This window comes from Streptomyces sp. BK208 (assembly GCF_004364245.1).
Lineage (GTDB): Bacteria > Actinomycetota > Actinomycetes > Streptomycetales > Streptomycetaceae > Streptomyces.
The window spans coordinates 750,241-764,741 of record NZ_SOAV01000001.1 but is presented as its reverse complement, the minus strand read 5'-3'; the positions used below and the strand labels follow the sequence as shown (position 1 = coordinate 764,741).

Sequence of the window (14,501 nt, the reverse complement as noted above, 5' to 3'; positions counted from 1 at the left end):
GTAAGGATGGCACGCAAAGGCACGTCGACAGGCACCTCCGGCTGTACGGACGCGCCGGCTCCGGCGTGGACGCCGGACGCTCTGCGCACCGGGGTCGCCGAGCTCATGGGCGTCGAACTGACCGCCGAGGACGACGACACCGACCTGTTCCTCCTGGGGCTGCAGTCGATCCAGCTGATGCAGTTCACCAACCGCCTCAACCGCGCGGGCGGGCGGACCGGCTTCACCGAGCTGGCCAGGGACCCGCGGATCTCCTCCTGGCACCGGCTGCTGAGCGGACGGGCCGAGGCGGCCGTCCCGGACACCGGCCAGGCTGCGCCCGCGGCCACTGCACCGGCCGGCGCGCCGGGACGTGGCCCGTTCCCGCTCACCCCGGTCCAGCAGGCGTACTGGATCGGACGGGGTGACGACCGGCCGCTGGGCGGCGTCGGCTGCCACGCCTACCTGGAGATCGACACGGCCGGGGTCGACGCCGACCGGCTGGAGAGGGCGGTACGGGCCCTGACGCGCCGGCATCCGATGCTGCGCGCCCGCTTCGGCGACGACGGCACCCAGACGATCGCCGACGTCTCGCCCTGGCCCGGTCTCACCGTCCACGACCACACCGCCCGCCCCCGGGCCGAGGCGGACGCGGACCTCGCCGAGCTGCGCGAGTGGCTGTCCCACCGACGGCTGCGAGTGGCCGAGGGCGAGGTCTTCGACGTCCGGCTCAGCCGCCTGCCCGCCGCCGCCGGCCCGGGCTCCGTCGACCGCATCCACGTCGGCGTCGACCTGCTGGTCGCCGACGTGCACAGCATCCGGCTGCTCCTCGCCGACCTCGCCCTGCTCTACGACGACCCGGACGCGGCGGGGGGACCGGCGTACGACTTCCCGAGCCACCTCGCCGACCGGGCGACGGCCCGGGCGGCGGAGCGGGAGCGGGCTCGGGAGTACTGGACGCGACGCCTGCCGGATCTGCCGGGCGGGCCGCGGCTCCCCCTGGCCGTCGAACCCGAGGACATCGGCCGGCCGCGCTTCGTGCGCCGCACCAGCAGACTGGACCCGAGCACCTGGGAGCGGCTGTGCGCCCGCGCCGGCGAGCACGGTGTCACCCCGTCGGTGCTGCTCGCCACCGTCTTCGCCGAGGTGCTCGCCCGGTACAGCGGTGAGCAGCACTTCCTGCTCAACGTCCCCCTCTTCGACCGCGATCCCGACGCCCATCCCGAACTCGGCCGCGTCGTCGCGGACTTCACCAGTCTCGTCCTGCTGGAGATCGATCTTCGCCGGGGCACCGGCTTCGCCGGCCGCGCCAGAGCCGTGCAGCAGCGCCTGCACGAGGACGTCGGCCACGCCGCCTACACCGGCGTGGACGTCCTGCGGGACTTCGCGCGCGCGGATGCGGAGAACCCGCGCACCGCGCCGGTGGTCTTCGCCTGCAACATCGACGCCCCGCTGATCCCCGGCCAGTTCGCCGAACGCTTCGGCGAACTGTCCTGGATGGTCTCCCAGACGCCGCAGGTCTGGCTCGACCACCAGGTCTACCGGACGCGCGACGGTGGCCTGCTGCTCGCCTGGGACGCGGTGGAGGACCTCTTCCCCGACGGCCTGCTGAACGCCCTGACCTCGGCCTGCGTCACCCTGCTGCACGCCCTCGGCACGGCCGACTGGACTGCCGCGCCCGATCTCGCCCTGCCGGTGGCGCAACTGAGGCGGCGCCGGGAGGTGAACACCGTCCACCGCGAGGAGAGCGGGCGGCTCCTGCACGAGGAGTTCTTCGCCCGCGCCGCCGAACGGGCGCACGCGCCGGCTCTGCTGTGGGGCACGGACGGTGCCCTCGACCACGGTGAACTGGCCCGACGGGCTCTGCGGGTCGCCGCCGCCCTCGCCGGTCACGGAGTACGGGCCGGAACCCCGGTGGTCGTGACGGTACCCAAGGGACCGGAGCAGATCGTCGGCGTCCTCGGCGTGCTGGCGGCAGGCGGCACCTACGTCCCGGTCGGAGTCGACCAGCCCGCGGAGCGGCGCGCGCGGATCCTCGAGCTGAGCGGGGCCCGGATCGTCCTGGACGGCACCGGCTCGCCCGCCCCGGACGGCTCCCCGGCCCGGGTGCTGCCGCTGGCCGAGGCGGTCCGGGCGCTCCCGCTGGCGTCGCCGGTGGACGTGGGGCCGGACGACCCCGCGTACGTCATCTTCACCTCGGGCTCCACCGGCGCCCCCAAGGGCGTGGAAATCAGCCACCGGGCCGCGGTCAACACCGTCGAGGACGTCCGTGAACGCTTCGGCATCGGCCCCGCCGACCGTGTCCTTGCGGTGTCCGCGCTGGACTTCGACCTCTCGGTCTGGGACATCTTCGGAATGCTCGGCGCGGGCGGCGCACTCGTCCTGGTCGCGGAGGAGGACCGGCGCGACGCCCACCGCTGGCTCGCCCTGTGCGCACGTCACGGGGTGACGGTGTGGAACTCCGTACCCGCCCTGCTCGACATGCTCCTGACCGCCGCGGACCGCGGGCCGCTCCCCGGTTCCCTGCGCCTCGCCCTCCTTTCGGGCGACTGGATCGGCCTCGACCTGCCCGGCCGGCTGGCCCGGGCCGGTGGCGGCCGGTGCCGGCTCGTCGGCCTCGGCGGCGCCACCGAGGCCGCGGTCTGGTCGAACTACCACGAGGTCGGCGAGATACCGCCGCACTGGCGGTCCATTCCCTACGGCACCCCGCTGGGCAACCAGAAGTTCCGGGTCGTCGACGCCCGGGGCCGTGACTGCCCGGATTGGGTCCCCGGCGAACTGTGGATCGGCGGGACGGGGGTGGCACGCGGCTACCGCGGCGATCCCGGGCTGACCGCCGAGCGCTTTCCGGTGCTGGCCGGCGAGCGCTGGTACCGCACCGGCGACCTGGGCCGTTACTGGCCGGACGGGGTCCTGGAGTTCCTCGGGCGCCTCGACCACCAGGTGAAGATCAATGGTTTCCGGGTGGAACCGGGCGAGGTCGAGGCGGCGTTGCGCGGGCACCCCGCCGTGGCGCACGCGGTCGCCGCGGCGGTGGGCGGGCCCCGCCGGGAACTCGCCGTGGCCGTGGTGCCGGCGCGGCCGGCCGCCGAGGCCACCGAGGGGCCGGACGCCCTAGCCCTCGGCAGTCGCTCCGAGGTGCCCGCCGAAGTCGAGCTGGAACGTTCCCTCACCGAGACGCTGCTCGGCGCGCTCCTCGACGCACCGGACCCGGGCGAACCCGGCGGAGCCCCAGGGGAAGTCCGGCTTCCCGCTCTCATGGACACGCCGGGCCTGCCCGAGGCCAACCGGCGGGTGCTGGAGGCGTTCCTGGACCAGATGACCGAGCGCGACGCCCTGACACGTGCGGGCGGCAGGTACGCGCCCGGTCCGCGCTGGGCCGAGATCCGGGACGGGCGGCGCGCGGCCGCGCTGCGCGCTCGGGTCGCGGGCGGCCGGCTCGCGCACGTGGCCGACGCCTGGAGCCGGGCGATGCCGGTACTGACGTCGGTGTTGCGCGGCCAGGCGCCGCCGGCCGTGCTGCTCGACGACCCGGAGCTGTCCCCCGAGGCACTGACCGACGGCCTGCCCGGAGCCCGGGCCTGCCTGGGTCGGATCGCGCAGACGCTGCGGGAACGGGCCGAGGGCTCGCCCGAGCCGCTCGCCCTGGCCGAATGGGGCGCCGGCAGCGGACGCGGTGCCGTGCGGCTGCTCGACGACCTCAAGCCCGGCACCGTCGACTGCCTGCTGCTGACGGACACGGAGCCACGGCGCACCGCCGCCGAGACCCGGTTGTCCGCCACGGGCCACGCCGCCCGTACGGTGCTGCGCGCCACCCCCGACCTGCCCGAGGAACTCCTCGGCCGCTTCGACGCGGTGGTCGTCAACGACGCGCTGCACGCGGTGTCCGAGCCCTCGGCCGTCGCGGCCGTGCTGCCGCTGCTGCTCGCACCGGCCGGGCGCCTCTTCCTGGTCGCCCGCGCCGCGCTCTCACCGCTCGGTCTGCCGGCCGGCCGCACCGGCGCCCGCCTCGACGCCGGGCAGTGGGCACAAGCGCTGGCCCGTGAAGGCCTCACCGACATCCGTCTCGCGCACCGCGAACCCGACGGCGCCGTGCTGCTCACCACGGTGCCGGGCCCACGCACCTGCCGGCTGGACCCGGGCGCGCTGCGGGAACATCTCGCCGGCCGGCTCCCCGCCCACATGATCCCGGCCCGCATGGTGGCCCTGCCCCAACTGCCGTTGAGCGCCAACGGCAAGGTGGACCGGCGCCGGGTGGGGGAGTTGCTCCAGGGTGGCGCGGAGCGCCCCGGCGCCGGCTTCGAACCGCCGCGCGGTGCCGTGGAGGAGATCGTGGCCGAGCTGTGGACCGACGTGCTGGGCGGGTCGGCCGTCGGCCGTGACACCGACTTCTTCGCCCAGGGCGGGGACAGCGTCCTGGCCACCCGCCTGGTCACCGGCATCCGACGCCGCCTGGGCGTGGAACTGCCCATGCGGCAAGTGCTGCGGGCCCCGACGGTGGCCGCCATGGCCGCCCTGATCGAGCGATCGAGTCCCGGCGTGTCCGGACCCGGCAGCACCGGCGCTCCGGCCCCCGTCGCGCACGAGCCGCACGACGGGCACGACAAGCGCGACGAGAACGACAAGCGCGACGACGGCGACAAGCGCGACGACTACGACGCGTACGAGGAGGGGGCGCTGTGAGTACCGCGCTCGGTCCCGTGCCGCGGTCCGGCCTGCGGACCCTGGCGGTGCGGGCCCAGTCCCGGGCACGGCTGGTGTGCTTCCCGCACGCCGGCGGCGGAGCCCGCGCCTACCGGCTGTGGGGCGTCGACGCACCCTGGGACGTCGAGGTCGCCGCTGTCCAGTACCCGGGGCGGGAAGACCGTTTCGCGGAGCCGCCGGCGACCTCCATGAGCGAGCTGGTGGACGGCATCGCGGCCGAACTGGTCCGTGCGGCGCCTGCCCGTCCCGAGCGGGCCACCGTCCTGTTCGGACACAGCATGGGGGCGGCCGTGGCCTACGAGACGGCCCGCCGGCTCAGCGCGGCCGGATGCCCGCCGGCCGCCCTCGTGGTCTCCGGTCAGCCCGCCCCGCACCGCACCCGCGCGACGGCCCTGCATCTCGCGGACGACGACCGGCTGCTGGAGGAGGTGCGCCGGCTGGGCGGCACGGCGTCCGGCGTGCTGGACCACGACGCGCTGCTGCGAGCGCTCCTGCCGGCCATCCGCGCCGACTACCGGCTCATCGAGACCTACCGGCCACTGCCCGGCCGCCGCCTCGACGCACCCGTGACCGTGCTGTACGCCCACGACGATCCCGAGGTCGACGCCGACGAGGCGCACGACTGGCGCGAGACCACCGCCGGGCCCTGCGACACCGAGGTCTTCCGCGGCGGTCACTTCTACCTGGAGGAGCAGCGGGAGGCCGTATTCGCCAGGGTCGTGGCCCGGGTGCGCGCGGTACTGCCCGCCGCCGGCACGGCATGGCCGTCACTGCCCTGAGCGGTGCCGCGGACGGCCCGCCTCATCGACACGGAAACGGGGTTCTCACATGCTCGACGGTTGCACGCCCTGGCCCGATCCCGACGCGGCCCGGTACCGGGCCGAAGGGTACTGGACCGACGAAGTGCTGGGCCGCGTCACGGACGGCGACGCCGACCGAACCGCGGTCGTCACCCCGGACACCCTCCTGACCCGCGGTCAGCTCGACCTGGCCGCCGACCGGACGGCGGCGGGGCTGAGGGCACTGGGCATCGCGTCCCGGGACCGGGTCGTCGTCCAACTGCCCAACGGTACGGACATGATCGTGGTGTGCCTGGCGCTCTTCAGGCTCGGTGCCCTGCCGGTGTTCGCGCTGCCCGCCCACCGCGCCGCGGAGATCACCCACCTCGTGCAGACCTCCGAGGCCGTGGCCTACGTGTGCGCGGACCGCGTGCTGGACTGCGACCACCGGGACCTGGCCCGGCAGGTTCTGGCCCGCACCGGCTCGCTCCGGCACGTGCTGGTCGCCGGGGCCCCCGGCCCGTACACCGCCCTCGCCGCCATCGATGCGGACCCGGTGCCGCTCGCGCCACCCGACCCGGCGGACGTGGCGCTGTTCTTGCTGTCCGGGGGCACCTCGGGCCCGCCGAAGCTGATCCCGCGCACCCACGCCGACTACGTCTACCAGCTCCGCGCCAGCGCGTCGCTGTGCGGGGTCGGGCCCGACAGCCGCTACCTGTGCGCGCTGCCCATGGGACACAACTTCGCGCTGGCCTGCCCCGGCGTACTCGGCACCCTGCGGGCCGGCGGCACGGTGGTGCCGGCGCCCGCCCCCACCCCGGAGGAGTGCTTCCCGCTCGTCGAGCGGGCCGGGGTGACCGTCACCTCGCTGGTGCCGCCCCTCGTGCCGCTGTGGCTGGACGCCGCCGAGTGGACCGACAACGACCTGTCCTCGCTGCGGCTGCTTCAGGTGGGCGGCTCCCGGCTCGACCCGGCCACCGCCGGCCAGGTGCCGGGCCGGCTCGGCTGCACGCTCCAGCAGGTGTACGGCATGGCCGAGGGCCTGCTGAACTTCACCCGGCCCGACGACCCGCAGGAGGTGGTGCTGCACTACCAGGGGCGTCCGCTGTCCCCGGCCGACGAGGTCCGGGTCGTCCGCGAGGACGGCACGGACGCCGGGCCGGGCGAGGTGGGCGAGCTGTACACGCGCGGCCCGTACACGCTGCGCGGCTACTACCGGGCCCCCGAGCGCAACCGGACCCGGTTCACCGAGGACGGCTTCTACCGCAGCGGCGACCTGGTGCGCCGCTCGGCCTCCGGCGACCTGGAGGTGGTGGGCCGGAACAACGACGTGGTCAACCGCGGCGGGGAGAAGGTGCCCTGCCAGGAGGTCGAGGAGCATCTCCTGGCCGACCCGCGCGTGGTCGCGGCGGCGGTACTGGCACTGCCGCATCCGCTGATGGGTGAGCAGACCTGCGCCTGCGTGGTGGTCCGTGAGACGGAACCCGAACCCACCCTGCGTGAGACACAGGCGCTCATGCGGGAGTCCGGGGTGGCCGCGTACAAGCTTCCGGACCGTCTCGTCGTCCTCCCGAAGCTTCCCCTCACCGGGGTCGGCAAGATCGACAAGAAGGAGTTGCGGAAAATTCTGGAGGGCTGACAGGACGCCCGGCACCAGTGGCGGCCGGGCGGCTCGGTCAGGTCGTCTGGGCCAACAGTCCGTCCACGACCGCCTGCAGGCCCCGGCGGTGGCCGACCTCCGTGGTCAGCTCCACCCAGCGGGGACCGAGCGAGGTGAGCAGCGGGAACTCCTCGGCGGCGAGAGCACCGATCTGATCGCGGTGCGGCGGCCGGTCCAGACGCGCGAGGCGGCGCTCCCGGTTGAAGCGGACGGTGAGCTCACCGGCGGTGTAGTACCAGATGACGCGGTAGGCGTAGACGGCTTCCTCGGGGGTCATCCCGCACTCGACGCAGGCGTCCAGGATGTTCTCCACGATCCACATCGCCGAGACGGCGAAGAGGTCGTCGGAGGCGAGGACCTCGACGATCCACGGGCAGTCCACGAGGATGTCGTGGAGCACCTGCGCCGAGGCGAGCAGCCGGGCCCGCGGCTCGGACGGCAGCTCGGGCCGGGGAAAGGCCGCGGCGTGCTCCTCCAGGAGGAGCACCAGCAACTCGTCCTTGTCCCGCACGTAGTGGTACAGGGCCATGGGCGTGCTGGACATCTCTTTGGCGAGTCGGCGCATGGAGAGACTCTCCGCGCCCTCCTCGTCCAGGATGCGCTGGGCGGCCGACAGGATCGCCTCACGCGCCAATCGGGGCGGGCGGCCGGTTCTGCCGGGGCGTGGGGTTCGGTGCTGCATGCGTCCATCTTCCGTCACGGCCCGGTCCGGGTGGCCGGGGGTGCGCCTCGTACCAGGGCCGCCACGGCGCCGGCGCGGCGGCCGTGCGGTCGTCCCGTCCGGCCCCGTTCATTGTCCGGTGGCCATCTGGGCCTTTTCTGGATGCCTGCCGGGGCGGCCGGGTTTCGTCAGGCGGGCGCGGGCTCCTGCGACCCGCCCTGGTCGAGGGTGCGCAGGAAACCGCCCAGGACGGCCTGCAGGCCCGCCCGGTGCGTGTCCCGCGCGGTGAGCTCGGACCAGCGGTCGGCCAGCGCGAACAGCCGGGGGTGGTCCTGCGACAGGAGTGTGCCCAGGGCTTCCGCGCGGTAGGGCGGGCGGTCGAGGCGGGCGAGGTGGCGTTCGCGGGTCAGGCGGATCAGCAGTTCGCCGACGGTGTAGTGGGCGACGGCCTGGTAGAGGCCGCTCGCCTCCTCCACGGTGAACCCGCAGGCGAGCGCCGCCTCCAGGACCGCCTCGACGACCCACAGGGCGGAGGCGTCCATCAGGTCGTCGGAGGTGAGGATCTCGCTGAGGAACGGGCAGCCGGCCAGCACGTCGTGCAGCAGCAGCGCCGCGGCCGTCAGTCGCTCGCGGGGGTCCTCGGGCAGCACGGGGCGGGGCTGGCTGCGGGCCTTGGTCTCCAGCAGCAGCCGCAGGAGCTGGTCGCGGTCGCGCACGTGGTGGTAGAGGGCCATCGGGGTGATGGACAGCTCCCGGGCGAGGCGCCTCATCGACAGGCTGCCGTCGCCCTCGGTGTCGACGATCCGCTGGGCGGCCTCGACGATCACCTCCTGGGACAGCCGGGAAGGCCGTCCGATCCGCCTTCGACCGGTGGCTCCCGGTTCGTTCGGCCGCATGAGTCCTCACCTTCCACCTGGGTTTCGGAGGCCGGTCCGGCGGCTTCCGACGGGCACCGAGTGACAACCGAACGCGTCCCGGCTAGAGTTATCGTACGCGTACGTAATACGGGTAAGAAAATTCTGGAGGGGCGGATGTCCGACACAGCCTTGAGCAGAGGGCAGGCGCTGATCGCGGTCGCCCTCGCCCAGTTCATGGTGACCCTCGACATGACGGTGGTGAACGTGGCGCTCCCGGACATGGGAGCCGGTCTGGGCTTCGACACCGCGCAGCTGCCTTGGGTGGTCAACATCTACGCCCTGTTCTTCGGCGGCTTCCTGCTGCTCGGCGGCCGGGCGGCCGACCTGTACGGACAGCGGCGGATCCTGCTGTGGGGCACCTGGGCGTTCGCCGTCGCCTCGCTCGCCGGCGGCCTGGCCCAGGAGCCGTGGCACATGATCGTCGCGCGGGCGGTCCAGGGGGTGGGGGCCGCCGTGATGGCGCCGGCCGCGCTCGCGGTCCTCACCCTGACGCAGCGCGAGGGCGAGGAGCGCACCCGGGCCCTCGGTGTCTACGCCGCCGTGGCAGCGGTCGGCGGCGGCGCCGGTGTACTGCTCGGCGGCCTGCTCACCGAGTACGCCGGCTGGCGCTGGGTGATGCTGGTGAATCTGCCGATGGCGTTCGCGGTCGTCGTGCTGACCCTGCGCGGTGTCCCCGCCGGCACCTTCGGCAGCCGCCGGGGACGCCTCGACACGCTCGGCGCCCTTCTCGCCACGGGCGGTGTGGGTCTGCTGATCCTCGGCATGGTGCGTACCGAGGAACTGTCCTGGACGTCGGCCACCACGATCCTCACGCTGTCCGCCGCCGTCGCCCTGCTGGTCGCCTTCGTGCTCTGGGAGAAGTACGGCCCGATGGAGGACCCGCTCATCCGGCTCGGCCTGCTGGCCCGGCGCAACGTCGCCGGCGCCAACCTCTACATGGCACTGCTGGCGGCCGGACAGCTCGCGGTGTTCTACTTCCTCTCGCTCTATCTGCAGCGGATCCTGAAGCTGGGTCCGGCCGAGGCGGGCGCCGCCTTCCTGCCGCTGTGCCTGACCGCGATGATCGCCATCCAGGTCACCACCCGCATCCTGCGCCGGCAGCTGGCGGGCATCAAGACCCTGCTGGTGCCCGCCGGTCTGATCGCCGCTGTCGGGTTCGCCTGGTGCGGCACGGCCGATCCCTCGGGCAGCTACCTGGGCGACGTGCTGCTGCCCTCCCTGCTGGCCGGGCTCGGGGTGGGTATCGCCTTCGTCCCGCTGACGGCGGCGGCCACCGTCGGGCTTCCGCCGCAGGAAGCCGGCACCGCCTCGGGGCTGCTGAACGCCTCGCGACAGGTCGGCAGCGCGCTCGGGCTCGCGGTGCTGGTGACCGCGGCGACCACGCGTACCGACGACCGCCTGGCCGCGGGCGTTTCCCCCGATGCTGCCGCAGTGGACGGGTATTCGCTGGGGTTCTTCCTGGCGGGCGGGTTCCTGCTGCTGGCCGTCCTCGTCGCGGTCGTCGTGCTCCCGGGCCGTCCCCGGCCGGCCGCCGTGCAAGGAGCCTCGGCGGTACGGGGCGCCGGCGACGAGGCCGACGGGACGTCGGGAGCGGCTGCGGACGTCGCCCCGAGCCAGGAGGTGACCCGGAAGCCGTGACCGGACTCGGTTCCGTGGTGCCGGACGGCGGCGCGGGACCGGTGGGCGCGGTGGCGGAGGCTCGAATCCCCCGTCGGTCTCCGCCGCCGTGTGTCACACCGGATCAGAACGACAGGAACAGGCCAAGAATTCACCGGGAGATTTATGGCTGAGCGTTGACGGGGCAGTCGCGACGGAGACGGCCAGGACGTCTCCGGGTAATTGCACAACAAGGTTGTGTGACATTTACGGTCAGGCAATGTGAGTGGCGAGAAATCGCAGTGGGAGTCGCCAGTGAGGGCTTCCTCCGAGAAGGTTTTACTATTAATCGTTGCTCGTGTAGCTTTCGTTAAGTAGATTGAACCTCGGTCGACCGGTTCTGGAAATCCAGGCCGGCCCGTGCACCACTGACTCCGAGGTCTGCAATGTTGCCAGAGAGTGCACCACGAGGGATGCTGCACCGGAATAATGCGTTCCGGGCAATTCCAGGACGGCGTTTTTAGCTGCCGCCTGTTCCAACAGGGCGTTGTTTCCTGCGGCTTTTTTGCGTCATGCGTCGCTTATCGGGTGGCGCATCGTCTGCTCCTTATGCGATGCGCGCATTCCCTGTAGCGAGCTCACATGGTTCCACGCCTGCCGGTCGCGGGTCGGTGCTGCCCCCGCGCGTTCATCGACGGCGTTCCACTTCGGCCGGCATGCGCCCCATTGACAAGCGCGGCGGCCGAAAACAGTGGGTTCCGTCACCCGCGGTCGCCTCTGACCCAGAGGGATGAGAAGCATGATCCATTACCGGACCGTTGTGCTGGAGACCGACCGGGAGCCACTCGACATCGCGGTGGCCCTTGCCGGTTCCGGACTGTTCGGAACGTACGTCGTCTACGAAGACCCGCGCGGATGGTGCGTGGCCGGCGGGACAGCGGCGGAGGTCGTCGTCACCGCCGACAGCGTTCGATGTACCTGGCAGGGGAGCACCACGGAGGAGCCCTGGTACGGCGACCCGATCGCCCCGGTGCGGCGCTTCCTGGCCGGCCTGCCCCTCGCCGACTGGGCCGCGTACGGCTGGACCGCCTTCGAACTCGCCCACGCCGTGGCGGCGATGCCGCTGGACGGCGGCGTCCTGCTGCACCTGGTCGTGCCCGAGACCGAGGTCGTCCTGGACGGCGAGCGCGCCGTGGTGCGCAGTACCCACGACGGCACCCTGTCCGCGGTGGAGTCCGTCGTCACCCGCACCGACGCCCCGGCGGGCCCCGTCGCGCGAGCCGTCCCGGTCGACCTGGACGCGTCGGCCGACGCCTACCGCGACGCCGTGGCCTCCGTCGTGGCCGACATCCGCGGTGGCGCCCTGCAGAAGGCGGTGGTCTCCCGGATCGTCCCGGTCGAGGGCGAGCTCGACTTCCCGGCGACTTACGCGGCCGGCCGGCGGGCCAACACCCCGGCCCGGTCCTTCCTGCTGCGCATGGGCGGTCTGCAGTGCCTCGGCTTCAGTCCGGAGACGGTGGTGGAGGTGGACGCCACGGGGCGCGTCGCCAGCCAGCCGCTGGCGGGCACCCGCGCGCTCACGGGGGACGCCGACACCGACCGCCGCCTGCGCGAGGACCTGCTCACCGATCCCAAGGAACTGCACGAACACGCCATCTCCGTGAAGGTGGCGGTGGACGAACTCACCGGCCCCTGCAAACCGGACACCGTGGTCGTCGAGGAGTACATGACGGTGAAGGAACGCGGCTCGGTCCAGCACCTGGGGTCCCGGGTGGTGGGGCGCATGCACGAGGGAGCCGACCCCTGGGACGCGTTCGCCGCGGTCTTCCCCGCCGTGACCGCCTCCGGAGTTCCCAAGCGCCCCGCCTACGAGGTCATACGGCGCTGCGAGACCGAACCGCGCGGTCCCTACGCGGGCACCGTGATGCGGGTGACGCGGGACGGCGGCATGGACGCGGCCCTGGTCCTGCGCAGCGTCTACGAGCGGGACGGCCGTACCTGGCTGCGGGCCGGGGCCGGGATCGTCGAGCAGTCGAGCCCGGAGCGAGAACTGGAGGAGACCAGGGAGAAGCTGCGATGCGTGGCGCGGACGCTCGTCGCGCGCGGTGAGGAGCCCGCCCGACAAGCGTGGTCGGCCCGTCCGGCGGGCGCCGCGGACGCGAGGACGCACCGCTGAACGATCTGGGTAGCACTGACAGGCACGGCGCAACTTCGGGAGGCGACTGATCGTGTCGACTACGGGGGAGACCCTGCGGATCCAGCTGCTGGGACCGGTAAGGGCCTGGCAGTACGACGAGGAAGTGCGCACCGGCCCGCCCAAACAACGCGCCGTCCTCGGCCTGCTGGCCGGCCGCGGGGGCGAGGTCGTCTGCGTGGAGCACATCATCGACGGCGTCTGGGGCACGGACACCCCGCAGAGCGCCGCGGGCGGCGTACACACCTACGTGGCGGGACTGCGCCGCGTGCTCGACCCCGACCGGGGCAGGAGGGGCACCAGTTCGGTGCTCGCCTCGGCCGCCGGTGGCTACTGCCTGAGCGTGACGGCGGACGAGGTGGACGCCCTGCTCTTCGCCCGCCGCCACGCCACCGCCCGCCGGGCCGCGGCCGAAGGGGACACGGCGCGTGCCCTGACCCTGTACGGGGACGCGCTGTCGCTGTGGCGGGGCTCCGCCTACTCCGGTGTTCCCGGGCCCTTCGCCGCCATGGAGCGCACCCGCCTGCAGGACCTCCGGTTCACCGCGATCGAGGAGTGGGCCCAGGTCATGCTGGCCGACGGACGGCACGCGGAGGCCGTGCCGGAGCTGTCCGCGGCCGTCAGTGAGGAACCCCTCCGGGAGAAGCTGCGCTGGCTGCTGATGCTCGCCCTGTACCGCAGCGACCGCCAGGCGCACGCCCTGTCGGTGTACGCGCAGACCAGACAGCTGCTCAGCCGGGAACTGGGCATCGAACCCGGCGCCGAGCTGCAGAGCCTGCACCAGCAGATCCTCACCGGACGGAGCGTGCCCCCGGTGGGGCGGCCGGCCGCCGGGAACCTGGCCGAGAGGACCGGGACGCCCGCCGCGCTACGCGTCCGGCCCGCGCAACTCCCCGCGCTGGCGAGGGGTTTCGTCGGCCGGACCACCGAGCTGGCCCGCATGGAGAAGCTGCTGGACGAATCCTGCGCCCAGCCGAGCGCCACGACGACGGTCGTCGTCGCGGACGGGGCGGCCGGTGTGGGCAAGACGGCTTTCGTCCTGCGGCTGGCCCACCGGCTGCTGGACCGCTTTCCCGACGGTCAGCTCTATGTCGACCTGTGCGGCACGAGCCTGTGCGCCAGGCCGTTGAGCGCCGCCGAGGCCCTCGCACAGCTGCTGCGCGGTCTCGGCACCGAGGACAGCCGGATTCCGGCCGACCTGGCCGGGCGTGCCTCCCTGTACCGCAGCCTGCTGCACGGCAGGCGCATGCTGGTGGTCCTGGACGACGCCGTCAACGCCGACCAGCTGCGGCCGCTCATCCCCCGTGGGCCGTCCTGCGTACTGGCCACCAGCAGGCAGCGGCTGACCGGGCTGGCGGTGCGCGACGGCGCGCAACTGGTCCGGCTCGGACCGCTGGACGAGGCGGAGTCGGTACGGCTGCTGTCCGACCTCGGGGGCGGACGGCTGCACGCGCAGGACCCGGTCGCCCTGCGGCTGGTGCGTCTGTGCGGCGGGCTGCCGCTGGCGCTGCGCATCGCCGCCGAGCAACTGGCGGCGAGACCGAACGTGTCAGCCGCCGCGCTGGCCGAGCAGTACTCCGCCGAGCGCGGCAGGCTCGACCGTCTCGCCGTGGAGGACGACGCCGCCACCAGCGTGCGTACCGTGTTCGAGTCGTCCTACCTCGCGCTGCCCGCCGAGGCGGCACGGATGTTCCGCTACCTCGGCCTGCACCGAGGGGACGTGATCACGGTGGGGAGCGCGGCGGCGCTCTCCGGCGTCGGCTGGGACACCGCCCGCCCCTTGCTCGACCTGCTGGTCGAGAGCCACTTACTGGACGACGCGGGCCGGCAGACCTTCCGCTTTCACGACCTGATCCGGATCTTCGCCGCCGAGTGCGCCGAGCGGGAGCCGCTGCCGCTGCGGCAGGCGGCCCTGACCCGTCTGCTCCAGGCCGAGCAGCGGCTACCGGGCCGGCGGGCGGTTCCGGTCGCCGGCCGCGACGCGGCGTGCGCGGGTGCCGTGCCCCTGTGA

Annotated in this window: 8 protein-coding genes; 6 read left to right on the top strand and 2 right to left on the bottom strand. The window is 73.4% G+C overall.

Going from position 1 to position 14,501, the window contains the following annotated elements; all coding sequences use genetic code 11:
• The first annotated feature begins 6 nt into the window (after nt 1-6).
• The 3 genes from EV562_RS03470 to EV562_RS03460 are packed head-to-tail and all read left to right on the top strand — an operon-like array spanning nt 7 to nt 7,101.
• The gene (locus tag EV562_RS03470; RefSeq protein WP_166661540.1) at nt 7-4,662 is read left to right on the top strand and encodes a non-ribosomal peptide synthetase; all 4,656 of its coding nucleotides are present in this window, start codon (nt 7-9) and stop codon (nt 4,660-4,662) included.
• Nucleotides 4,659-5,462 carry an alpha/beta fold hydrolase gene (locus EV562_RS03465; RefSeq protein WP_279588468.1) on the top strand — a complete coding sequence of 268 codons (804 nt, stop codon included), beginning with the start codon at nt 4,659-4,661 and terminating at the stop codon, nt 5,460-5,462. The genes EV562_RS03470 and EV562_RS03465 overlap by 4 nt, the downstream gene beginning before the upstream one ends.
• A gap of 49 nt (nt 5,463-5,511) precedes the next feature.
• Nucleotides 5,512-7,101, top strand: a complete 1,590-nt coding sequence (locus tag EV562_RS03460) for an AMP-binding protein (RefSeq protein WP_133885123.1) — start codon at nt 5,512-5,514, stop codon at nt 7,099-7,101.
• Between the two features lie 37 nt (nt 7,102-7,138).
• Here EV562_RS03460 and EV562_RS03455 read toward each other — a convergent pair whose 3' ends face one another.
• Entirely contained in the window at nt 7,139-7,804 is a 666-nt protein-coding gene (locus EV562_RS03455; protein ID WP_133885122.1) for a TetR/AcrR family transcriptional regulator C-terminal domain-containing protein, read from the bottom strand.
• 167 nt (nt 7,805-7,971) lie between these two features.
• Nucleotides 7,972-8,679 carry a TetR/AcrR family transcriptional regulator C-terminal domain-containing protein gene (locus tag EV562_RS03450; protein WP_133885121.1) on the bottom strand — a complete coding sequence of 236 codons (708 nt, stop codon included), beginning with the start codon at nt 8,677-8,679 and terminating at the stop codon, nt 7,972-7,974.
• A gap of 135 nt (nt 8,680-8,814) precedes the next feature.
• Here EV562_RS03450 and EV562_RS03445 point away from each other — a divergent pair, with 135 nt between their 5' ends.
• The 3 genes from EV562_RS03445 (at nt 8,815) to EV562_RS03435 (ending at nt 14,501) form a co-directional block, all read left to right on the top strand.
• Nucleotides 8,815-10,338, top strand: coding sequence for a DHA2 family efflux MFS transporter permease subunit (locus tag EV562_RS03445; protein WP_133885120.1), 1,524 nt, complete (start codon nt 8,815-8,817; stop codon nt 10,336-10,338).
• Nucleotides 10,339-11,095: 757 nt separating this feature from the next.
• Nucleotides 11,096-12,472: a salicylate synthase gene (locus EV562_RS03440; RefSeq protein WP_133885119.1), complete on the top strand. Its 1,377-nt coding sequence runs from the start codon at nt 11,096-11,098 to the stop codon at nt 12,470-12,472.
• A 52-nt stretch (nt 12,473-12,524) separates the two neighbouring features.
• A complete protein-coding gene (locus EV562_RS03435; RefSeq protein WP_243859955.1) occupies nt 12,525-14,501 on the top strand; it encodes an AfsR/SARP family transcriptional regulator in 1,977 nt (658 codons plus the stop codon).

Bases quoted from the DNA above. Each gene is read 5' to 3' on its own strand.
- EV562_RS03450 (WP_133885121.1), bottom strand. From the start codon at position 8,679: ATGCGGCCGAACGAACCGGGAGCCACCGGTCGAAGGCGGATCGGACGG.
- EV562_RS03440 (WP_133885119.1), top strand. From the start codon at position 11,096: ATGATCCATTACCGGACCGTTGTGCTGGAGACCGACCGGGAGCCACTC.
- EV562_RS03460 (WP_133885123.1), top strand. From the start codon at position 5,512: ATGCTCGACGGTTGCACGCCCTGGCCCGATCCCGACGCGGCCCGGTAC.
- EV562_RS03455 (WP_133885122.1), bottom strand. From the start codon at position 7,804: ATGCAGCACCGAACCCCACGCCCCGGCAGAACCGGCCGCCCGCCCCGA.
- EV562_RS03470 (WP_166661540.1), top strand. From the start codon at position 7: ATGGCACGCAAAGGCACGTCGACAGGCACCTCCGGCTGTACGGACGCG.
- EV562_RS03445 (WP_133885120.1), top strand. From the start codon at position 8,815: ATGTCCGACACAGCCTTGAGCAGAGGGCAGGCGCTGATCGCGGTCGCC.